The sequence below is a fragment of the Flexivirga endophytica genome, assembly GCF_014640635.1.
Classification (GTDB): Bacteria; Actinomycetota; Actinomycetes; order Actinomycetales; family Dermatophilaceae; genus Flexivirga; species Flexivirga endophytica.
Genome location: NZ_BMHI01000002.1, coordinates 492,365 through 514,447 on the forward strand (window position 1 = coordinate 492,365; position 22,083 = coordinate 514,447).

The window sequence follows — 22,083 nt, forward strand, 5'->3', positions numbered from 1 at the left end:
CTAATTTCGGTGCAACCAAGTTGCAATGAACGCAACGATCAACGCTTCGCGAGGTATGGCGCGCCGGTCGGCGACATCCGCCGGGTGCGTCAGAACCCACACATCTGGCATCAGGCCAAATCCCGGAATCCCTTCCCCCAGAAAGAAACCGGAATGCAAACCACTGAAGCATCACCCGACGAGGCGCAGACAGCCGACGTCGAAGACGTACTACAGCCGATCCCCGAGTCGAAGCGGACCACCAAGGTCTCCGGTCAGTTCTGGATCTGGCTCGGCGCCAACGTCGCACCGATCAACTGGATCCTCGGCGCGCTCGGCGTGCAACTGGGCCTCAGTTTCAGGGACACGATGGTCGTGCTCGTCGTCGGCAACCTGATCGGAATGTTCGGCTTCGGCTTCTTCGTGCTGCTCGGGCAGCGCTCCGGCGCGACCGGCATGCTGCTGTCGCGCGGCGCGTTCGGGCGCAAAGGTGCGTATCTGCCGGCCGCCATACAGGCGATCGTTGCGATCGGCTGGGCGGCGGTGAACACCTGGATCATCCTCGACCTGGTGATGAGCCTCTTCGGGCTGCTCGGCTGGGTGGACCCGGACGCGCACAACTACGGTGCCCGCATCGCGGTCGCCGCGCTGATCATGATCGTGCAGGTCATCATCTGCTTCCTCGGCTACCGAGCCATCGCCGCGTTCGAGCGCTGGTCGATGCCGCCGACGATGGTGGTGCTGACGATCATGACGGTGCTCGCCTGGACCAAGGTCGACGTCAACTGGGCCTACCAGGGAGCGGGCCTGCACGGCACCGAGCGCCTCGCAACCATGTCGGCAATCATGACCGCGATCGGCATCGGCTGGGGGATCGGCTGGTTCACCTACGCCCCCGACTACTCGCGTTTCGTCAGCCGGAGCGTCCCGCGTCGCAGGCTCTACTTCGCCAGCGTCTCCGGACAGTTCATCCCGGTGGTCTGGCTCGGTGCGTTGGGCGCGTCGCTGGCCACCACCAACCCCAAGGCGGACCCGGGTCAGCTGATCGCGGGCAGCTTCGGCACCATGGCGATCCCGATCATCCTGCTGGTCATCCACGGACCGATCGCGACCAACATCATCAACATGTACACGTTCAGTGTCGCCAGCCAGGCGCTGGACATCCAGGTCTCGCGGCGCAAGTTGTCGCTGCTGGTCGGTGCCCTGTCGATGTGCGCGGTGATCGGCTTCATGTTCGCCGGTGACTTCGCCACCGTCGTCGACACCTGGCTCGTCGCGATCGCCGGCTGGGTTGCCACCTGGGGCGGCATCATGGCAGTCCACTACTTCATCTTCGAGCGCAAGCACCGCAACTTCGACTACCTCTTCCGCGACCCCAAGGACACGCATCTCAAGGCGGTCAACAAGTACGCGATCATCGCGTTCCTCTGCGGTCTGTTCATGACCTGGATGTTCATGTATGGCGGCATACCGGCCCTGCAAGGGCCGGCCGCCCGCGCTCTCGGCGGGGCCGACTTCTCGTGGCTCGCAGGCACGTTGACGTCCGGGACGATCTACTTCCTCACCGGCTACCGGCGCTTCAGGAGCCGGATCCACGACGGCATTCCGCTGGGTCTGCGCAGCGACATCGCGGACCAGGAGGCGATTGCCGAGCTGCACACCTGCGAGGACGACGCGGTTCTGCGTGACAAGCCGGCCGAGGTGAGTGCATGAGTGACACACGGCAGCCGTTCCATCCGCCGTCCGGGTTCCCGTGGCCCGACGGGAAGAAGTTCGCTGCTTCGTTGACCTTCGACGTGGACGCGGAGGCGGGCGCACTCGCCTTCGATGCCACCTTCCACCGTCGTATGTCGCTGATGACCCACCAGAGCTACGGACCCTCCGTGGCGGTTCCGAAGCTGCTGGCGATGCTCGAGCACCACGACATACGAGCGACGTTCTTCGTGCCCGGCTACACCGCCGACCTCTACCCGGACATGGTGCGGGCGATCGTCGCCGGCGGGCACGAGGTGGCGCACCACGGCTGGATGCACGAGAAGACGACGTCGCTCACCGACGCGCAGGAGGCCGAGATGCTGGACCGCGGGCTGGAGAGCCTGGACCGCGTCGGTGTCCGGCCGGTCGGTTACCGGGCACCGTGGTGGGAATACAACTACCGCACGACCGACATGCTGCTCGAGCGTGGATTCGCTTATGACTCAAGTCTGTTGGACGGCGACGTGCCCTACCGCTTCACCTCCGGTGACGGCGTCGCGCGCGACCTCGTCGAGATCCCCGTCGACTGGGCCCTGGATGACTGGGAGCAGTTCGCGTTCTACCCGGAGTGGACCGGCAGCGGTCTCATCGAGTCACCGCGCAAGGCGTTGCAGATGTGGTCCGACGAGGCGAGCGTGGCGGCCACGGCCGGCAACTGCTTCGTTCTCACGAACCACCCGTTCATCTCCGGGCGCCCGACGCGACTCAGCGCCCTGTCCGAGCTCGTCGACCACATCACCTCTCTCGACGGTGTGTGGTTCGCGACGCTTCAGCAGATCGCGGAACACACCGCAAACACCTTGTCCGACATACGAATCCACCATCGGATCCCGGACCCGGGTCCACAGCCCGGCCAGGGCGGTGACGGACACCCGCTCGGTCACCTGCACGACAACCTCTAGCACGAAGGAGCAACCTCATGACCACCACTACTTCCCCTGCCACCAGCGTCGCCGACCTCGAGCGACTGAAGGTGCTGCACAACGGCTCGAAGGTGCCGCTCACCTTCAGCGACGCCGAACTCGAGCGTCGCATCGACGGCCTGCGGTCGATCATGGCCGACCTGCAGCTCGACGCGGTCGTGCTGACGTCATACCACTCGATCAAGTACTACAGCGACTTCCTCTTCACCTACTTCGGTCGCTCTTACGCGATGGTCGTCACCGCCGCCGACACGGTGACGATCACGGCCAACATCGACGCCGGTATGCCGTGGCGTCGGTCGTATGGCGAGAACATCGTCTACACCGACTGGAACCGGGACAACTACTACTTCGCGATCCAGCAGGCCCTCAAACAGCGCGGGGTCACCGCCAAGCGCGTCGGCGTCGAGGACGACCAGCTCCCGCTGATACTGCGGCAGCGGCTGGCCGCCGCACTCGACGGCGCCGAACTGGTCGACGTGTCGCAGGCCGCCATGCGCCAGCGGATGATCAAGTCCCCGGAGGAGATCGAGGTCATCAAGCACGGCGCTCGTATCGGCGACCTCGGCGGTGAGGCGATCCGGCAGGCGATCAAGGTCGGCGCCACCGAGTACGAAGTCGCGCTCGCCGGCACCGAAGCCATGGTCCACGAGATCGCGAAAACGTTCCCCAACAGCGAGATTCGCGACACCTGGGTGTGGTTCCAGTCCGGCATCAACACCGACGGCGCCCACAACTGGCCGACGACACGCCAGCTGGAAGAGGGCGACATACTGTCGCTGAACTGCTTCCCGATGTCCTCCGGTTACTACACCGCGCTGGAGCGCACGCTCTTCCTCGGTGAGCCGGATGCCCGTTCGCTCGAGCTGTGGAACGTCAACGTCGAGGTGCACCGGGCCGGCCTGGAGCTGATCAAGCCGGGCGCCGTCTGCAAGGATATCGCAGCCGAGCTCAACAAGATCTACGTGAGCCACGGGCTGCTGCCCAACCGCACCTTCGGCTACGGCCACTCCTTCGGTGTGCTGTCCCACTACTACGGCCGCGAGGCGGGCCTCGAGTTGCGTGAGGACATCGACACGGTGCTCGAGCCCGGCATGGTCGTGTCGATGGAGCCGATGATCACCGTTCCGGACGGCGAGCCCGGCGCAGGTGGTTACCGTGAGCACGACATCCTGGTCGTCGGCGACGACGGTGCCGAGAACATCACCAAGTTCCCGTTCGGCCCGGAGCGGAACATCATCAGCATCTGAGGCACCGCGCCGATCATCGGCACGGATCATCGGCACGGGGAGGACGAATCACCATGGATGAGAACGAACTACGGGAGCGCTACTCGCGTGCGGCGTTCGAGGCGGCGGTCGACGCCGCCTCGGCGTCGCTCGCCGACGGCGGTGTGCCGATCGGTTCCGCGCTCGAGCGGGGCGGTCAGCTGCTCGCGACCGGCCACAATCAGCGCGTGCAACACGGCGACCCCACGGCGCACGGCGAGATCGACTGCCTGCGGCAGGCCGGACGGATCGGCTCGTATGACGGCACGATCCTGCACACCACCCTCGCGCCGTGCGCCATGTGCTCCGGCGCGATCGTGCAGTTCGGTATCCGCGAGGTGGTGGCCGGTGAGAGTCGCACGTTCCCAGGCGAACTCGACTGGTTGCGCAGTCGTGGCGTCACGGTGCTGGTTCTCGACGACGACCGGTGCGCCGGCCTGATGACGCAGTTCCAAGAACGCTTCCCGCTGGTGTGGGCCGAGGACATCGGCACGCTGCACGAGGGTCCGGGCGCGAAGTAGCATCCATGGAAGTTCACACGGTGCGAGACACGGATGGGAGGGGGCAATCGATGACGACGACACCACGTGGATCGTCGCCGGTCGCCACCGCCATGGCGGTCCTGCGCTGTTTCAGCCCGGAGCGTCCGGTGCTCGGCGTCGTCGAGATCGCCGAGGAGATCGGTCTGCACAAGTCTTCGGTGTCGCGGATGATGACGACGCTCGAGGCGGAGGACCTGGTCGAGCAGGATCCGCTGTCCAAGAAGTTCCGGCTCGGACTCGGCCTGCTGAGCGTGGCGGGCTCCCTGCTGGCGAACCTCGACGTACGGCGCGCGGCGTTGCCGGTCCTGACGGGGCTGACCGAGCGCACCGGGGAGACCAGTTCACTGGTGATCTGGGACGGGTTCGACGCAGTCATCGTCGAGCAGGTGCCGTCCGCCAATCCGATCAAGCACGCCACCGAGCTCGGCACCCGCTTCAGCACGGTCCAGGACGCGTCGGTGCGGGTGCGGCTGGCCGCGCTGCCAGAGGGGGAACGCGAGGCGTTCTTCGCCGCGGCGTCGCGCAGCCGAGCGGCATACCAGCGACTGGTCAGGGCCGACAGGGACGGGATCGCCGTCAACAACGGCGACACGACACCCGACGAGGTCGGCGTGGCCGCGACGGTGCGTGACCATCGCGGTCGGTTGATCGCAGCGATCCTGATCGCCGTGCCGCGTTATCGCGTTGACACAGAACGCCTTTCGGCGTTGTGTGATGCGTGTCGGGGTGCTGCGGACGAGCTCACGCGCGCGCTGGGTGGCACGCCGGAGCAGCGCACGGCCTGACCGGGCCGTCAGGCCTCTCGCACCTGCCGGGCTTTCGCCGCGGTTCCGAACGACGACCAGTCCGCCTCGCCCGGGCTGCCCCACACGACCAGGACGCGCAACTCGTCGTCGCCGGTGTTGGTGAGGTCGTGCTCGGTGCCGGCCGCGGCGACGACGCAGTCGCCCGGTCGGATGTCGTGCACGTCGTCGTCCACCCGCATGCGCCCGGTCCCGGCGATCACCAGGTAGAGCTCCTCGAGCGGGTCCGACGTCGGATCGTGCGTATGCAATCCCTCGGACGCGCCCGGCGGCAACCGCCAGGTCTGCACCGCGACGGGAAGCCGCAGTTGCTCGAAGGCGTGCCACTGCACAGTGATCTCTCCCGAACCGCCGTGCAGTGCATGTGGGAACGCGTAGGCACCCTCTCGCTCCAGCATCACGGCAGCGTATCCGGCCGCAGGAGCCGGCCCAAGGCTGTCCGACGCCGGGAGTTTGCCAGGCCGTCGCGCGACATTCGCCGGGGCGTTACGTGTGGCCCAACTCACCATGAACAGATCGACGGAGCACGTGGCGGAGTCTGCCGCGCACGCGCGAGGAGATCCGTCGATGGAGGGAAGGGCATGTTCGAGAAGGCATTGGCTGAGCTGGATGTCGAGAAGTTCTGGAGGGACGGCTACGCCATACTTCCGGACGCGTACAGCGACGCCGAAGTGGAACAGATGCGCGCGGAGGCGCGCCACCACAAGCAGCACAGCAAGGGTGGGGACCTGACCAGCGGGCCGTTGCGGCATACGCTCACGGACGGGCGGATGATCTCGGTCGCCCGCAAGCTGTTGGGCACCGAGGAGATCCTGTATGGCGGTGACAGCTCCGCGACCATCAACGGCAAGATCCGTGTCTGGCACAAGGACAACACCGACCGGCTCGACGCCGCCGCGCCCGACTGGGACAGCCGCTACACGCAGCTGCGGTTCGGCATCTACCTGCAGGACCACACCGAACACACCGGCGGCCTGAACCTCAAGATCGGCGCGCACGACATCTGCGACCTGTCCAGTGGTCAGACGCTCTATCTCAAGAACAGCCCGCGCGACCTGCTGGTGTGGAGCATGCGGATGACGCACTCCGGCGCCGGCACGCTGCTGAAGGACCCGACCGCGCGCTTCCCGGAGCCGCACGAGTGGAACGCCTTCCCGGCGGACGAGATCGCACCCGAGCACGAGGAGCGTATGGCGGTCTTCGCGCACCTGGGTGCCGACGACAAGCACGGGCGTCGCTACCTGGACTACCTGCGCACGCGCACCTACATGGTCAACGGCTGGCGGGCCAACCCGTTCACGCCGGAGATCCTGGAGGAGTTGCAGGAGGCCGGCTTCACCGTTCGGGACATGCCCGCGGAGGTCAAGGACGACGAGCGGGCGGGACTCTTCAAGGAGTGGGCGCCATACCCCTATCCGGCGAAGGGCACCGGCGACTTCGTGATCGCCGGTCGACCGGGCAAGAAGTCGGCACCGGTCACGCCCGCACCGGCTGCTGCACCGGCCGCGGCGCCGGCGCCGGCGGCTGGGCCGCAGCCTGCTCGAGTGGGCCCGACGACGGCGGAGCGATACCGCGCGGCGGCCAAGCGACGACTGCGTGGAGTGGCTTCCGGCGCGCGGCGTGGGTGGCAGGAAGCGGCCCCCAAAGCACGTTGAACGAGTAGGCCGTTCAGCCGTTGAGATCGGTCAACTCCTGGACACCTTGCGGCCACTCCGCCCGTGCTACCGTCGATCTTCGACTGCTGTTGCAGTTCCTCGTGGTGCGGCGCCCGACTCACTGTTGGGCGCCGAGTTTGTGAGCGGCGGTTCACGCATTGGGGGCATGCCTCGGCGGTCGGGTGGCCACGTAAAGTGCGCGGTCATGCGAAAAGAACAATAGATTGAGAGTTACCCCCAATGGCACAGGGAACCGTCAAGTGGTTCAACGCTGAGAAGGGCTTTGGCTTCATCGCTCAGGATGGTGGCGGCCCGGACGTTTTCGTCCACTTCACCGCGATCCAGTCTCAGGGTTACCGCAGCCTCGACGAGGCACAGCGCGTCGAGTTCGAGATCACCCAGGGTGACAAGGGCCCCCAGGCGGCCAACGTCGTTCCGGTCTGATCGACCCCTTGATTTAGCAGTATGAGTTAGCAGCATCCATGGTCGGGCGCCGAACCGACCAGCACAACGCCCCGGCAGCGCGGCCAGCGCTCGCCGGGGCGTTCTGTCATCCCACGAAGCCCTCGCCCGGGCAGCTCGGCGTCGGTCGTACGTCGACACCGGGGAGAGTCGTGCACGCGGATGGGCCCGGGACCGGTCATATCTCTCCCCAGTGGGGAGCTATGACCGGTCTGACCGGCCGGGAGCGTACCGATCTCGACACCGGGGAGGCTCGTGCACGCGGATGGGCCCGGGACCGGTCATGTCTCTCCCCAGTGGGGAGCTATGACCGGTCTGACCGGCCGGGAGCGTACCGATCTCGACACCGGGGAGAGTCGTGCACGCGGAGGCCCCTGGGCGTCGGTCGTATGTCGACACTGGGGAGGCTCGTGCACGCGCCCGGGCTCACGCGATCAGCGAATGTCAGCTGTTCGCGAGGGTTTTGAGGAACTTCGCGGCCACGGGTGCGGCGGTGTCGCCGCCGCTCTTGCCCTTGGGCACGTCCTCGACGAGCACGCAGAACGCGGTGTTGCCCTGCCAGCCGGTCAACCAGCCGTTGACGCCGGTCTTGCCGCCCTCGGCCCACTCGGACGTGCCGGTCTTGGCGTAGACGGGACCACCCGGGACCTTCTTGACCGCCTTCGCGGTGCCCGTCGTCACGGTCTTGCGCATCAGCGTGCGCAACTCCTTGATCGCCTTCTGGTTCAACGGTTTTGCTTTCGCCGCGTCGCCTGGCGACGGTGACGTCACGAGCGTCGGCGCGATCATCGAGCCACGTGCGACCGACCCGGACATCACCGCGACCGCGAGGGGTGAACCCTGCACGCGGCCCTGACCGAAGACCGAAACCGCTTTGTCTGTGGGGCCGTTCGCGGTCGGGACGTTGCCGTCGAACACACCGTTGACGCCGACCTGCTTGGCCCAGCCGGCGCCGAACCCGAGTGCGTGCGCAGCCTGCTGCAACTCGGTGTCGCTGAAATCCGAGGTCGCCTTCACGAACGCCGTGTTGCACGACTTGGTGAAGTCCTCGGTGAACTTCGGGTGCCCCGCCGTCTCGCCCTCGAAATTGCCGATCCGGTAGCCGTAGACGGTCACCGTCTTCGGGCACGGCACGACCGTGTCGGGGTCGAAGCCGTGCGTCAGCAGCGCATAGGTCGTCGCGATCTTCATCTGCGAACCCGGCGCGTAGCGGCCGGTCAGCGCCCGATTGATGCCGTATGTCGGTGAGTTGGCCACTGCGCTCACGCCGCCAGTCTTGACGTTGACGGCGACGATCGCGGCCGGCTTGCCCTTCTGCGACTCCAGAGCCTTCTCGGCGGCGTTCTGTACCCGGGGGTCGAGCGTGACGGTGACGTTGCTGCCCTTCTTGGCCTTGCTGCCGAAGAGCACGTCGGAGGTGTCGGAACGCGGCGTTATCGTGAAGCCGGGTGTGGAGCGCAGTGTCTTGTCGTATTGCGCCTGCAGTCCGGACAGCCCGGCGATCTGGCCCGCGTGATATTCGTTCGGGTGCTTCTTGATCATCTCGGCGGTGACCGGTCCGACGCCGCCGAGCAGTGGCTGCGCGAAGGTGCGGCTCTCGGCGAGCGGCTGTTTGCGGCTGTTCACGACGACGCCGGTCAGGCCCTCGACGCCGTTCTGATAGATGATGTAATCGTCCTGGCGGTAGGTGATCACCGGGATCTGCGCCTGCGAGCCGGCCTTCTTGGCCTTGTGCAGCTTGTCGACCAGGCCGGTGATGTTCAGGACATTCTGCAGTTGGCCGATCGATGCGTCGGTGGCCTTGGTCGGATCGATCGAGATGTCGTAGACCTTGCGATTGATCATGATCGCGCTGCCGTCGGTGCTGCGGATCTCACCGCGCAGGCCGGCCTCCTCGTGGACCACGAACGCGTCGGATGCCTGCAGCTTCGGGTGCCACAGCGACGACGAGGAGTCGACCTTGACGCCCCAGGTCTGGCCCTGCTTGGCCAACTCGATCGGATCGTCCCAGCTGAAGGTCCGCTTGTCGGCGAGGGACCACGCGACGTGCAGCGTCGCGGTAGCGGTGTCACCGTCGCGGTTGAACTTCGTCACATCGATCTTGATCGGACCCTTGCCGAGAGCCGCGGTGGCCGTGGCGAAGTTGGCGGCGGCTGCTTCGCCGGTGGTGCCGACGTATGTCGCCGCCCCGAGCTGGCGTGCCGACCAGTCGTGCGCGAAGTCCGTCGCTGCGGACTTCGCGGCCGAGTCCTGCTTGTTCACACTGTCGGCCTGCTGCCAATACATGTAACCGCCGGCCCCGCCCGCGATGATGAGGGCTCCCGCGGTGACTCCCAGCACTGTGCGTGAACTCATGGCACCATCCAACCCCATCGCCACGACGTGGCCGCGCGGCGGGACTGGCTGGCTTTCGTCATACGACGTGGCTCAGCAGGAGTCGGCGGTGTTGCTGATGGCGTTCGCCGTCGTGCTGCTCGAGCTGCTGGACGGCGTCGTGGGGGACGAGCTCGAGCTCGCCGACTGCGTGCTCTTCTTCGGCGTCGGCGCCTTCTTGTTGTGCTTGGCCGTGACCGCCTTCTTCACCAGCGCGTGGATCTTGGCGTAGTCGGGATTGTTATTGCTCTGCGGGTTGGAGATGTTGACCGACCGCATGTTGCCGCTCTTCATCTTCTGGGCGAGCGTCGCGAAGGCCGGCAGGTCGTCCTGGCTGATGTCGATGCGGATGTTGTCGGACGCCACCTGCATGATGCTCGGGAACTTCTTGACCATCTGGAACGGATTCACCTGCGAGACCAGGCTGTTGATCATGCAGCGCTGGCGACGCATCCGCTCGTCATCGCCGCTGGCGACTCGGCTGCGGGAGTACCACAGCGCGTCGTGGCCGTTGAGCTTCTGGTAGCCCGGCTTGATGTAGCCGGTGATCGAGCCGGGCTGGATCACGCCGTTGATGATCCGTCCGCCGATCGGGATGCCCAGCTTCGGGTCGGTGTTCGAATTCGGATCGGCCTTGACGTTGACGTAGACGCCACCCATGGCGTTGACCAGTTGCTCGAAGCCCTTGAGGTCGATGGTGGCGGTGTAGTCGATCTTCAGGCCGGTGATGCCGGTGACGGCGTCACGGGTGGCGGTCAAGCCGGGCTGCGGGTCGTCCTTCGGGAAGAGGTCCTTGTGGTCGTCCCCGGCCTGCCAGATGCTCTCCATCAGACCGGCGGCGTTGTCGGTCTGACCGGGAAGCTTGGTGAAGCCGTCCGGGTAGAGCTTGTGCAGCGGGTCGCTCTTGGGGATGGGTGCGTGACCCATGTTGCGCGGCACGCTCACCAGCACGGTGTCACCCGTCTTGGTGTCGACGCTGGCGACGATCAGCGAGTCGGGGCGCTGCTTGATGCGGTCGGCTCCGGCGTCGGAGCCGAAGAGCAGGATGTTGACGCGTGGCACGTCGGCCCAGGGGTCGCTTCCACCGCCGGGGGTCGCGGCGTCGGTGTTGGTGGTGTAGCGGTCGTGGAAGATGTTGTTGAACGCGTTGCGGGTGATCCACACGTCGTGGGCGGCATACGCGGCCGGTGCGGCCACCACCAGACACATGATGGTGGCGAAGATGCGGTGCATCCAGCGGGTCTGGTCCGGCCAGCGCCTGCCGGTGGTCGTCAGCGCGGTCAGCACGATGCCGGCGATCCAGAGCAGGCCACCGCCGATCGTGCAGAAGAGCAGCAGCACCAGACCCTTCTTGGTGAGCAACTGTGCGGTGCCGTGGATGAGGCCGCCGCTGGAGACGATGATGCCCAGGCAGATCGCGCCGATGACGGTGACGCCGACCATGGCCAGGCCGATCATCTTGCGCTTGGTCCACAGCAGCCCGAGGCCGGGCAACAGCACCGACAGCGCGGTCAGACCGAGTGCTCGCCGGACGTCCCGCGCGCGAGCGGTGCGCACTTCCTGACGCGATCGGGCACCGGGGCGCGCCGCAGCCTGACGCCGTACGAGCTCTCGCCGGGTGGCGATGATGGTCTCGTCCGGGTCATGGTCCGGTACATGGCGTCGTCCACCGACGCCCCCGACGTTGCCCGTCATTCGCCTGCCTTCACCTGGGTGCTCGTTACCGTTCCGTGATCATTGTGGATGAACGAGTCTGACCGACGAATCGTGCCGATCACAAATCGAAGCCCCGTCACAGTAGACGCCGAAGCTTTGCGCTCGGTTGTCGGTCAGGGGCACCCGTTTTGAACTCGGGGCCATCCCTTGGGTAGCCTTGCCACGCTTCACACAGTGAGGCACTGGAGGCGTCGCCTAGTCTGGTCTATGGCGCCCGCCTGCTAAGCGGGTTTGGGGATAAAACCCCATCGAGGGTTCAAATCCCTCCGCCTCCGCGTCGAACGAGTAGAGGGCACAGTGCGCGAACGCGCACTGTGCCCTCTACTCGTTTCGACATCGAGAACGTGGGATTTGGGAGGAGCGCTCAAGCCGCCGAGGAACGAGGCGGCTCGAGCGCGACGGATCCCTCTGCCGACCCGACCGCGGCGGCCGCCTCGGGCGGTGTCACCAGTCAGCGGCGTGAATGAAATCCGACGACGGGCGGGCGAGCCACTGCAACACCCGCATCACGAGTGCGAGGTCCGCCTGCTTTGCGGTGCGCAGGTTGGTCAGGCGGACCGGCGTGCAGCCGATGACATCGGCCAGCTGTGCCCAGGTCATCTCCCTCGCGCGTCGCTCGTCGTTGATTGCACCGTGCAGCGCGGGCAGGTCGAAGCGCAGCCTCTGGTCCGGTCCGGCCTTCGGGAGCCGGACCTTGCCGACATCCACGACCTCGCCGGCGAGGAAGTCCTCCGGTGGCCGGTCCAGCCAGCGGAGCAGGAAAAGCGCGTATTGACAGGAGGTTTCGCCGCGTGCGGGTAGTCGCCCGATCGCACCGCCGCACATCGGATGGTCCTGTGGCCGCTGCGCGTTGAGCAGGTCGGATTGCGCCCACAACGCGTCGGCCAAGTCGTACCATCCGAGGTCATGCGAGGTCCGCTCACCGTCGAAAGCGGCAGCGAATGCTGGAAAGTCGAACGTTGCCAGCGCCATACGAACGACGCTACTCCTGGACCGCGAGAGCAGGTTTCGGCGCGAACCAGCGACGCAGCATGACGAAGCGGATAACGGTCGCGACCACGTTGCCCGCCAACTGCACCACCGACTGCGCGGTGTGCGAAGCATGCGGGTTTGCCTGCAGCAGCAGGAAGAGTGCAAGCGCCGTGGCTGACCACATGATCAGCCAGAGGACAAGACCCTGCAGCTGAGCACGGCCGGCTCCCTCTTTCGAACGCGCCCCGAAGGTGAAGTGGCGGTTCGCGGCGGTGTTGACGACCGTGGTGATGACCAGCGCGAGAGCGTTGGCCACCTGCGCGTTCATCGTCAGGTTGAGCAGGTAGAAGAGCACGACGTTGGCGACAGTGCTTGCGACACCGATCACCGCGAAACTGCCGAGTTGATGTTTCAGATGCGTATGGCGGGACGCCTCCGTCATACCGGCACTCGCGGGTCGTGCGGTGCTGCCGGGTTCGGAACCTTCGGTCCCGGGACGGGCTGCCGACGCGGCAACCAGATGGAGAAGACCGTCTCGCCCGGTCGCGAGCTGACGTCGACTCTGCCGTGGTGTGCGGAGACGACCGCGGACACGATCGACAGGCCGAGCCCGGTCGATCCCTCGGTACGGGTGCGAGCGACGTCGCCACGGATGAATCGCTCGAAGATCCGCGGGACCAGCTCCGGCGCGATGCCGGGTCCGTTGTCGCGGACCTGGATCAGCACACCGTCGCCCTGCGCATGCACCGACACGACGACCTGCGTGCCCGCCGGCGTGTGCTTGCGGGCGTTGCCGAGCAGGTTGATCAGGATCTGCCGGATCCTGGCCTCGTCGGCCTCGATCTCGATGCCTTCCTCGGGCAGGTCCAGGCCCCACACGTGGTCCGGGCCGGCCGCCCGGGCATCGCTGATGGTCTCGATCGCGACGATCGGCAATTCGACCGGCGCGAAGTCGAGCGGGCGTCCGGAATCGAGTCGGGCGAGCAGCAGCAGGTCCTCGACGAGGGTCGTCATCCGACCCGCTTCGGACTCGATGCGGCCGAGTGCATGTGTGACGCCCTGCGGCACCGGCTGGGTCTCGCGGCGGGAGAGCTCGGCATACCCGCGGATGGAGGCCAAGGGAGTGCGCAACTCGTGGGAGGCGTCGGCGACGAACTGCCGAACCTGCATCTCGCTCGCCTGGCGTGCGGTCAGCGCGTTGTAGATGTGGTCGAGCATGTCGTTCAGCGACGCGCCGACCTGCCCGACCTCCGTGCGCTCGTCGGTGTCCCGCGGCTCGACGCGCTCGGGCATGACCACTTCGCCGGAGGAGAGCGGCAGCTTGGACACGCGCGCCGCGGTCGCTGCGACCCGGCGCAACGGTTCGAGGTTGCGCTGGATGACGACGGTGGCGGCCACCGCGATCAGGATGACGCCGGCACCGCTGAAGAGACCGATCGAGAGCGCGGTCTTGCGAACGGTGTCGGTGTTGTCGTCCAACGGCAGTCCGATGACGGTGGTGACGTCCTCCCGATGCACGGTGTTGTCGGACAGGGATCGGACTGACTGTGCGTGTCTGACTGCAATCAGCTGGTAGGTGCCGAGCCTGCCGAGATCGACGGCCTTCGGTGTGCTGCCCAGACCCGCGGACAACAGCTTGCGTTGCTGGGCTTTGGTGAGCTGGGTGCTGCCTCCGAGCGAGTTGACCGTGGCGTTCTCCACGGGCTCCTGGGTCTGGTAATCGCGGTGGTAGAGGACGTCGCCGTTCGCGTCGACATCCATCTGCAACGAATTGCCGCCGCCCAGCCCGATGTCCTGGCCACCGCCCTGGTCCGGGTTGCTGCCTTGTATGACGGCGCGGGCGTTCTGCAACTGGGTGTCGATGCTGGAGGTGAGTGTCTGATTCAGCCGCCATACAGCGAGCGAGCCGACCGCCAGCGTCACGATGACGAACAGCAGCAGCATCCACGCGACGAGCTTGGTGCGCAGCGTCCAGCGACTGGGTTGCCAGGATGATGCGGTGGTGGTCATCGCGGGAGACGGATCAGCAGTCGAGCCCTGCTCAACTGGCGGGTTTCAGGACGTAGCCGGCACCGCGCATGGTGTGGATCATCGGGCTGCGGCCGGCGTCGATCTTCTTGCGGAGGTAAGAGATGTAGAGCTCGACGACGTTGGCCTGGCCGCCGAAGTCGTAGTGCCACACCCGGTCCAGGATCTGTGCCTTGGACAGCACCCGCTTGGGGTTGCGCATGAGATAACGCAGCAGCTCGAACTCCGTTGCCGTCAGGGTGATCTCATCCTCGCCACGAAACACTTCGTGGCTGTCCTCGTCGAGCCGCAGGTCGCCGACGACCAGCGTCGAGGAGGAGTCTTCGGTCATCGCCACTGATCGCCGCAACAATGCGCGCACCCGAGCCACGACCTCCTCCAGGGAGAACGGCTTGGTCACGTAGTCGTCGCCACCGGCGGTCAGTCCCGCGATGCGGTCCTCGACGGCGTCGCGGGCGGTGAGGAAGAGCACCGGCAGTGTCGGGTCCTCGTCGCGCAGTCGGCGCAGCACCTCCATGCCGTCGAAGTCCGGCAGCATCATGTCGAGCACGACCGCGTCGGGCCGGAACTCCTTGGCGGTGCGCACTGCACTCGACCCGGTGCCCGCGCTCTTGATGTCCCAGCCTTCGTAGCGCAGCGCCATCGAGAGGAGCTCGGTCAGATTGCTCTCGTCGTCGACGACGAGGACGCGTACGGGGGAGCCGTCAGGTCGCTTCAGGCCAGATTTCTCGCTCATGATGGTCACCCTCTCGCCGGTCACTGTGTGCGGCCATGCCCAAGTCTATGTCCACCCTGTGCGTGCCCTGTATGACGAAAACCCGCCGCCGGGCGGTCTGTTTAGGCTGGGGCCACGGCCCGGTGACCGGAGGTGGCGGCTGTGCACGGAATGACAGAACCGAGTCGGCGCGCCGTCCTGGGCGTGCTCGGAGCGACCTCTCTGGTGGCTGCGACGAGTGCCTGCACCGCGGACAGCGCTGGAAATCCTACTGATTCGGCAAGCGCCTCACAGGGGTCGACGTCGCGCTCCGGTGTGGCCGACGTCGTCACGGGCCTCAAGGCGCCCTGGTCCGTGGTGTGGGTCGACGGCGCGCCGCTGATCAGCCAGCGCGACGATGCCCGCATCCGTCAGCTCTCCGGTGGCAAGCTGCGCGAGGTCCTCACGGTGCCGGGAGTCAAGCACGGCGGCGAGGGCGGTCTGCTCGGTATGGCGGTGCACGACGGCTGGCTGGCGGTCTATTACACCGGCGACGACGACACCAACCGGGTGGTCCGCTATCGCTGCGCGAAGCGCGAAGGTGCCGTGCGCCTCACCGGGCGGCAGCAGATCCTCGACGGCATACCGGCCGGTGTGGTGCACAACGGCGGGCGGGTCGAGTTCGGCCCGGACGGCAAGCTCTACGTCTCGACCGGTGACAGCACTCAACGTGAATTGGCCCAGGACAGAAGCAGTTTGGCGGGCAAGATACTTCGGCTCGAGCCCGATGGGGGAGTGCCGGGCGACAACCCGTTCGTCAGGAGCCCGGTGTGGTCGATGGGGCACCGCAACGTGCAGGGGATGGCCTGGGCCGCCGACCGCACGATGTTCGCGGTGGAGTTCGGCGAGAACACCTGGGACGAGCTCAACGTCATAGTCCGCGGAGGAAACTACGGCTGGCCGGTGCGCGAGGGTCGTGCGAAGACGGACTTCGATACGTCGCTCGTTCCTCGCGGCACGGGGTCCACCAGTTATCGCAACCCGGTGCAGCAGTGGCCGACGTCCGAGGCCAGTCCGAGCGGTATGGCGGTCCTCGGCGACACCATCTACATAGCGGCACTCGGCGGGCAGCGGCTGATCACCGTGCCGGTCTCGCACCCGTCGGCGTCCACGCAGCACTTCGTGCGAACCTACGGGCGCCTCCGGGATGTCGTCGTGGCACCCGACAGATCGTTGTGGGTGCTGACCAACAACACCGACACTCGCGGCGACCCCCGGCCCGGGGACGACCGGATCCTGCGGGTGGATCCCACATCGCTCAGCACGGACAAGTAGCTACTGTCGCGAGTTATACGTCCGATTCCGGTGGGAACGGCGAACAACTCGCGACAGTAGCCAGTCCGTCGGGCGCGTTGCGTCGCCCGGGTCTCGATACGCTCCTTCGTCGCTACTCGACCAGCGGGTGCCGCTACTTGGTCGCGGTGACGCGCCGCAGGCCCTGCCGCATCTCCGGCGCACGCAGGCGCGCCGCGTCACTCTCCGAGTCGGTGTCGAGCTCCTGCGAGGCACGTTCGGCGGCGACGCGCTCGCGGTAGGTCTCGATCTCGGTGCGCTTCTGCTCCTCGGTCCAACCCAGCAGCGGCGCCATGATGTCGGCTGCCTCTTCGGCCGCATCGACGCCGCGGTGCTTGGTCTCGATCGACATACGGGTACGTCGGGCGAGTACGTCGGCCAGGTGCAGCGCACCCTCGTGGGTCACCGCGTACTTGAGCTCCACCCGCAGGTAGGTCTCCGCTGACTTCACCGGCTCCAGCAGCGTCTCGTCCTCCGCAGTGAGTGCGAGGAGTTCGTCGAGCTTGGATCCGTAGCGGTTGAGCAGATGTTCGATCCGCCACGGCGGCAGACCGGTCTGCTCGGACAGCTCCCGGGTGAGGTTGAGCATCGCGGCATACCCGTCGGCTCCGACCAGTGGCACACGGTCGGTGACCGACTCCTTGATCTCGCCGAGGTCCTTGCCGGCGATGTCGATCGCGTCCTTGGCCATCACGCGGTAGGTCGTGTATTTCCCGCCCGCGATCGCCACCAGCCCCGGCTGGGGCCGAGCGACGGCGTGCTCACGGGACAACTGGCTGGTGTCCTCGCTCTCCCCGGCGAGCAGCGGACGGAGACCGGCATACACGCCCAGGATGTCGTCCTTGGTGATCGGCGTCGAAAGCACCGAATTCGCATGCTCCAGAAGGTATTCAATGTCCGAAGCCGTGGCTGCCGGGTGTGCCAGGTCGAGGGTCCAGTCGGTGTCGGTCGTGCCGATCAGCCACTGCTGGCCCCACGGTATGACGAACAGGACCGACTTCTCGGTGCGCAGGATCAGGCCGACCTCGCCGGCGATCCGGTCGCGGGGGACCAGGATGTGCACGCCCTTGGAGGCGCGCACCCGGAAACGCCCGCGGCCGCCGCTCATGCGCTGCACGTCGTCGGTCCAGACACCAGTGGCGTTGACCACAACCTTCGCGCGCACCGTCACCCGCTCGTCGGTCTCGACGTCACGGACCACGGCACCGATCACCCGGTCGGCCTCCCGCACGATCTCCACGACTTCGGTCGAGCTGCGGACCACGGCGCCGTAGTGGGCAGCGGTGCGCGCGACCGTCATCGTGTGCCGAGCGTCGTCTGCCTGCGCGTCGTAGTAGCGGACCGCGCCGACCAGTGAGTCGGACTTCAGGCTGGGGAAGAGCTTCAGCGCACCGCCGCGGGTGAGGTGCTTCTGGCGAGGCACCGAGCGAGCGCCGCCCATCTGGTCGTACATGGCCAAACCCGTTGCGACATAAGGGCGTTCCCAGCCGCGGTGGGACAGGGGGTAGAGGAACGAGACCGGGTGCACCAGGTGCGGCGCGATGGTGGTCAGCATGAGTTCACGCTCGCGCAGCGCTTCGGCGACGAGGCCGAAATTCATCTGCTCGAGGTAGCGCAGCCCGCCGTGGAAGAGCTTGCTGCTGCGGGACGAGGTGCCACTGGCGAAGTCTCGGGACTCGACCAGTGCGGTGCGTAGTCCGCGGGTCGCGGCGTCGAGTGCGGCGCCGGAGCCGGTCACGCCTCCGCCGATGACGAGTACGTCGAATTCGCGCTCCTGCAGGTCTTTCCACGCCTGCACGCGCTCTTCGGGCCCGAGTCGGGCGCTGTTGGGCTGCATCACCATGAAAATTCCTCCTGGCCGCCGGCCGCCTGACGACGACCGGTGTTCTCCACTGTAGGTATGTGACGCGGACAACTCGCGGCCGGTTCGTGCGGGTGGATGCACGAACCGACCGCGAGATGCCGGGTCGAAGGTGATCTCACTCGACGTCGACCCAGTCGAGTGTGCGCTCGACGGCCTTCTGCCAGCCGGCATACCCGGTGGAGCGCTGCTCGTCGTTCCACTCGGGCTCCCAGCGCTGGTCCTCGTTCCAGTTGGCGCGCAGCTCGTCGGTGTTGTTCCAGAACCCGGTCGCCAGGCCCGCGGCGTATGCCGCGCCCAACGCGGTCGTCTCCGCGACGACCGGCCGGGACACGGAGACACCGAGGATGTCGGCCTGCAGCTGCATGCACAGGCTGTTGGCGGTGACGCCGCCGTCGACCTTGAGCACGTCCAGCTTCACGCCGGAGTCCTTCTCCATGGCGTCAGCGACGTCCTTGCTCTGGTAGCAAATGGATTCGAGCGTCGCCCGGGCGAGATGCGCGTTGGTGTTGAAGCGCGACATACCGACGATCGCGCCGCGCGCGTCCGAGCGCCAATAGGGCGCGAAGAGCCCGGAGAACGCCGGCACGAAGTACATGCCGCCGGTGTCCTTCACCTGCCGAGCGAGCTGCTCGGTCTCGGCCGCACCAGAGATGATGCCGAGCTGGTCGCGCAACCACTGCACGGCACTACCGGTCACCGCGATCGAACCCTCGAGTGCGTAGACAGCAGGACTGTCGCCGAACTTGTACGCCGGTGTGGTGAGCAGCCCGCTCTTGCTGCGGACGATCTCCTCCCCGGTGTTCATCAGCAGGAAGTTGCCGGTGCCGTAGGTGTTCTTCGCCTCACCGGGTGCGAAGCACACCTGGCCGACCGTGGCCGCCTGCTGATCGCCGAGGTCTCCGGCGAGCGGCACCTCGCCGCCGATCGGGCCGCTGCGCAGCGTCGTCCCGTAGAAGTTCGGGTCCGAGCTGGGCCGGATCTCCGGCAACATCGAGCGCGGTATGTCGAAGAACCCCAGCAGTTCGTCGTCCCAGTCGAGGGTTTCGAGGTTCATCAACATGGTGCGGCTGGCGTTGGTGACGTCGGTGACGTGCACGCCGCCGTCAGTGCCACCGGTGAGGTTCCACAACACCCAGCTGTCGGTGTTGCCGAAGATCGCGTCCCCGCGCTCGGCTGCCGCACGGAGCCCGTCGACGTTGTCGAGCATCCACTTGATCTTGCCGGCCGAGAAGTACGTGGCCGGCGGGATTCCCGCCTTCTGCCGGATCACGTCGCCCTTGCCCTCACGTTCGAGGGCGGAGGCGATCTTGTCGGTGCGCGTGTCCTGCCAGACGATCGCGTTGTAGTAGGGACGCCCCGTCTTCTTGTCCCAGACGACGGTGGTCTCGCGCTGGTTGGTGATCCCGATCGAGTCCAGATCGCTGGCGTGCAGATTGGCGTTGGCGAGCGCGCTGCCCATCACGGTGCGGGTCCGGTCGATGATCTCCAGCGGGCTGTGCTCGACCCAGCCCGCCTGCGGCATGATCTGCTCGTGCTCGAGCTGCCGCTTGGCTATCTCGTTGCCCCCGTGATCGAAGATCATGAAGCGGGTGCTGGTCGTGCCCTGGTCCAGGGCGCCTACGAAGTCCGGCATGTTTTCTCCTACAGAAGTGTTGCTGTTGCTTTGTGTTCAGGGTGGCGGATCAGGCTTGCGCCCGATCCGCCGTCGGACTCAGTCGATGTCGTCGTCGATCGGCGGAACCTGTTCCGGCGCTTCCTCCGGCGCGCCGAGTGCGGCGCGGGCGTCCAACGCCCTGCCGATCACGACGTCGTAGATCACGATGCCGACGACACCACCGATCAGTGGTCCGACTATGGGCACCCACATGTAGCCGCTGAAACCGCCTGGCCCGTGGACGGTTCCGGGTAGTGCCAGCTCACCGAATCCGGCGAAGTAGGCGAGGATGCGCGGGCCGAGGTCACGCGCGGGGTTGATCGCGTAACCGGCGTTGGCGCCGAAGCTCATGCCGATGGCCGCGACGGCGAAGCCGATCAGCAGTGGGCCGAGGTTGGCCTTGACGATGGTGTTGCGGGCGTCGACCAGCGCGGCGATGCACAGCAGCAGCAACGCGGTGCCGATGATCTGGTCGAGCAACGGACCCCACATCGATCCGTTGAACGCCGGGGACGGGAAGGTCGCGAAGATCGAGAACGTCGCGTTGGTGTGTCCGTTGACCAGATCCGCCCCGGCTTTCCCGGCCGCATGGTCGTAGGCGTTGATCGAGTCGTGATAGTTCCACCAGACCAGCGCGGCGCCGACGAACGCCCCGACGATCTGGCTGAGCGAGTAGGGCAGCACCTTGCGCCAGGGGAACTTGCGGCGTACGGCGAACGCCAGGGTGACCGCCGGGTTCAGGTGCGCGCCCGTGACACCGCCGGCGATGTAGACGCCGAAGCAGACCGCGAACGCCCAGCCCCAGGTGATCAGCAACCAGTCGCCGGAGGCGAGGAAGATCGTGGTGGCGCTCTGGGCGCGGCCCGATCCGGGCAGCGCGGCGACCGCCATCGCGACGACGCCGTCTCCGAAGAGGATCAGCACGCAGGTGCCGAGGAACTCGGCGGCGCACTCACCCCACATCCCGCCCATCTGCTTGAGTCCCCACCCGCGTTTCATCGGGGCGGTGATGGCGCTCATCGCTCAGCCGCCTCGGAGAGGAGTCGTGAACCTGTTCGTCTCATGATGTGCCTGCCTTCCGACGGTGTGAACTGCGTCACAAATCACCTGCGTGGCCTCAAGGTAGATCCGTCCGGACTGGTCGGGTGTCCTAACCGTTCGACATTGTCGAATGGCGCATCCGGACCTACGCTTCGCCGTATGCCGGGACGCGTGCAATCCGTCGAACGGGCGGCCGCGATCCTGCGTCTGCTCGCCGCCGGTCACGGCCGGGTGCTGGGCGATCTGTCCGGTGCGCTGGGGCTCAGCAAGAGCACGGTGCACGGCATACTGCGGACGCTCGTCGAGGTCGGCTTCGTCGAGCAGGACCCGGCGAGCGGTGCCTACCTGCTTGCGGCGGAGGTCCTGGGCGATCGCTCAAAACCCATGGACATCAACGAGATGCGGTCGCGTGCAACGAACTGGGTCGACGGCCTGGCGGCTCGGACCCGGCTGGCCGCACGCCTTGTGGTGTTGCCTGAGACGGAGCCCACCGAGATCACGTCCGGGCTGACAGCCCATCACGTCTTCAGCGCATCGCCCGCACCGCAGCGAGTGGAGATCGGCGACGAGGTGGACCTCGCGGCGACCGCGGAGGGGAAGATGCTGCTCGCCCTCAGCCCGATCGGCGGGCAGGTGCTCGACAGCCTGCTTCGTGCCGAGCGCTCAGCCAAGAGCGGTGACCGGCTGCGCGACGACGTGACGTTGACCCGATCCCGTGGCTACGCCGTCGACACCGGCGGCTCCGGCACCGACGGAGCGGGCGTCGCGGTCCCCGTACGGAGTCACGGGGGCACGGTCGTGGCCTCGCTCGGCGTGCGCGGCTCGACCGAGCAGGTGTTGACCCCCGCACGCAGCGCGCGCAAGGACGTCCTGAGGACCCTGGACGAGGCAGCCCGGGGCACGAGTCACGCTCTCATGTCGAAACGGTGGTAGCCACCCCACGAAGTTTCTCCCCCACTACGTTCCTCCGAATACTTCGCGGGGACCCCGACTTTCGGTAA

At 66.7% G+C, this 22,083-nt stretch carries 19 protein-coding genes and 1 tRNA gene; 10 read left to right on the plus strand and 10 right to left on the minus strand.

Annotation, left to right across the window (positions count from 1 at the left end; all coding sequences use genetic code 11):
* The first annotated feature begins 153 nt into the window (after positions 1-153).
* The 5 genes from IEX71_RS07290 to IEX71_RS07310 are packed head-to-tail and all read left to right on the plus strand — an operon-like array spanning position 154 to position 5,252.
* Positions 154-1,692, plus strand: coding sequence for a purine-cytosine permease family protein (locus IEX71_RS07290; RefSeq protein WP_188836303.1), 1,539 nt, complete (start codon positions 154-156; stop codon positions 1,690-1,692).
* The gene (locus tag IEX71_RS07295) at positions 1,689-2,636 is read left to right on the plus strand and encodes a polysaccharide deacetylase family protein (RefSeq protein ID WP_188836304.1); all 948 of its coding nucleotides are present in this window, start codon (positions 1,689-1,691) and stop codon (positions 2,634-2,636) included. The genes IEX71_RS07290 and IEX71_RS07295 overlap by 4 nt, the downstream gene beginning before the upstream one ends.
* Positions 2,637-2,653: 17 nt before the next feature.
* On the plus strand, positions 2,654-3,907 hold the full coding sequence (locus tag IEX71_RS07300) for an aminopeptidase P family protein (protein WP_188836305.1): 1,254 nt from the start codon (positions 2,654-2,656) through the stop codon (positions 3,905-3,907).
* Between the two features lie 53 nt (positions 3,908-3,960).
* Positions 3,961-4,446 carry a nucleoside deaminase gene (locus IEX71_RS07305; RefSeq protein ID WP_188836306.1) on the plus strand — a complete coding sequence of 162 codons (486 nt, stop codon included), beginning with the start codon at positions 3,961-3,963 and terminating at the stop codon, positions 4,444-4,446.
* 50 nt (positions 4,447-4,496) lie between these two features.
* On the plus strand, positions 4,497-5,252 hold the full coding sequence (locus IEX71_RS07310) for an IclR family transcriptional regulator (protein ID WP_229749546.1): 756 nt from the start codon (positions 4,497-4,499) through the stop codon (positions 5,250-5,252).
* 8 nt (positions 5,253-5,260) lie between these two features.
* Here the strand turns inward: IEX71_RS07310 and IEX71_RS07315 are convergent, their stop codons facing one another.
* A complete protein-coding gene (locus IEX71_RS07315) occupies positions 5,261-5,668 on the minus strand; it encodes a cupin domain-containing protein (protein ID WP_188836308.1) in 408 nt (135 codons plus the stop codon).
* Positions 5,669-5,851: 183 nt separating this feature from the next.
* On the opposite strand from IEX71_RS07315, the gene IEX71_RS07320 reads away from it, so the two are divergent.
* Together IEX71_RS07320 and IEX71_RS07325 are read left to right on the plus strand one after the other, a co-directional pair.
* Complete coding sequence (locus IEX71_RS07320) at positions 5,852-6,925, plus strand: hypothetical protein (protein ID WP_188836309.1); 1,074 nt, start codon at positions 5,852-5,854, stop codon at positions 6,923-6,925.
* 240 nt (positions 6,926-7,165) lie between these two features.
* Positions 7,166-7,369, plus strand: a complete 204-nt coding sequence (locus IEX71_RS07325) for a cold-shock protein (protein ID WP_123272091.1) — start codon at positions 7,166-7,168, stop codon at positions 7,367-7,369.
* Positions 7,370-7,831: 462 nt separating this feature from the next.
* On the opposite strand, the gene IEX71_RS07330 is transcribed toward IEX71_RS07325, so the two are convergent.
* Positions 7,832-9,742, minus strand: a complete 1,911-nt coding sequence (locus IEX71_RS07330; RefSeq protein ID WP_188836310.1) for a penicillin-binding transpeptidase domain-containing protein — start codon at positions 9,740-9,742, stop codon at positions 7,832-7,834.
* Positions 9,743-9,814: 72 nt separating this feature from the next.
* On the minus strand, positions 9,815-11,455 hold the full coding sequence (locus IEX71_RS07335) for an LCP family protein (RefSeq protein WP_188836311.1): 1,641 nt from the start codon (positions 11,453-11,455) through the stop codon (positions 9,815-9,817).
* Between the two features lie 205 nt (positions 11,456-11,660).
* On the opposite strand from IEX71_RS07335, the gene IEX71_RS07340 reads away from it, so the two are divergent.
* Positions 11,661-11,751, plus strand: a tRNA-Ser gene (locus IEX71_RS07340).
* A gap of 169 nt (positions 11,752-11,920) precedes the next feature.
* On the opposite strand, the gene IEX71_RS07345 is transcribed toward IEX71_RS07340, so the two are convergent.
* Genes IEX71_RS07345 through IEX71_RS07360 form a run of 4 tightly spaced genes read right to left on the minus strand, consistent with a single transcriptional unit; the run spans position 11,921 to position 15,212 of the window.
* Entirely contained in the window at positions 11,921-12,448 is a 528-nt protein-coding gene (locus IEX71_RS07345; protein ID WP_188836312.1) for a hypothetical protein, read from the minus strand.
* A gap of 10 nt (positions 12,449-12,458) precedes the next feature.
* A complete protein-coding gene (locus IEX71_RS07350) occupies positions 12,459-12,890 on the minus strand; it encodes a GtrA family protein (RefSeq protein WP_188836313.1) in 432 nt (143 codons plus the stop codon).
* Positions 12,887-14,458 (minus strand): sensor histidine kinase, encoded by a 1,572-nt coding sequence (locus IEX71_RS07355; protein ID WP_229749547.1) that lies wholly within the window; start codon positions 14,456-14,458, stop codon positions 12,887-12,889. Before IEX71_RS07355 ends, IEX71_RS07350 begins: the two co-directional genes overlap by 4 nt.
* A gap of 31 nt (positions 14,459-14,489) precedes the next feature.
* A complete protein-coding gene (locus IEX71_RS07360) occupies positions 14,490-15,212 on the minus strand; it encodes a response regulator transcription factor (protein WP_308420959.1) in 723 nt (240 codons plus the stop codon).
* A 150-nt stretch (positions 15,213-15,362) separates the two neighbouring features.
* Here IEX71_RS07360 and IEX71_RS07365 point away from each other — a divergent pair, with 150 nt between their 5' ends.
* Positions 15,363-16,505, plus strand: a complete 1,143-nt coding sequence (locus IEX71_RS07365) for a PQQ-dependent sugar dehydrogenase (protein WP_188836314.1) — start codon at positions 15,363-15,365, stop codon at positions 16,503-16,505.
* 133 nt (positions 16,506-16,638) lie between these two features.
* Here IEX71_RS07365 and IEX71_RS07370 read toward each other — a convergent pair whose 3' ends face one another.
* The 3 genes from IEX71_RS07370 to IEX71_RS07380 all read right to left on the minus strand — a co-directional run bounded on the left by IEX71_RS07370 (position 16,639) and on the right by IEX71_RS07380 (position 21,061).
* A complete protein-coding gene (locus IEX71_RS07370; protein WP_188836315.1) occupies positions 16,639-18,366 on the minus strand; it encodes a glycerol-3-phosphate dehydrogenase/oxidase in 1,728 nt (575 codons plus the stop codon).
* Between the two features lie 136 nt (positions 18,367-18,502).
* On the minus strand, positions 18,503-20,020 hold the full coding sequence (gene glpK / locus IEX71_RS07375) for a glycerol kinase GlpK (protein WP_188836316.1): 1,518 nt from the start codon (positions 20,018-20,020) through the stop codon (positions 18,503-18,505).
* 78 nt (positions 20,021-20,098) lie between these two features.
* Positions 20,099-21,061 carry an MIP/aquaporin family protein gene (locus tag IEX71_RS07380; protein ID WP_188836317.1) on the minus strand — a complete coding sequence of 321 codons (963 nt, stop codon included), beginning with the start codon at positions 21,059-21,061 and terminating at the stop codon, positions 20,099-20,101.
* A 180-nt stretch (positions 21,062-21,241) separates the two neighbouring features.
* On the opposite strand from IEX71_RS07380, the gene IEX71_RS07385 reads away from it, so the two are divergent.
* Complete coding sequence (locus tag IEX71_RS07385) at positions 21,242-22,015, plus strand: IclR family transcriptional regulator (protein ID WP_188836318.1); 774 nt, start codon at positions 21,242-21,244, stop codon at positions 22,013-22,015.
* The last annotated feature ends 68 nt before the right edge of the window (positions 22,016-22,083 follow it).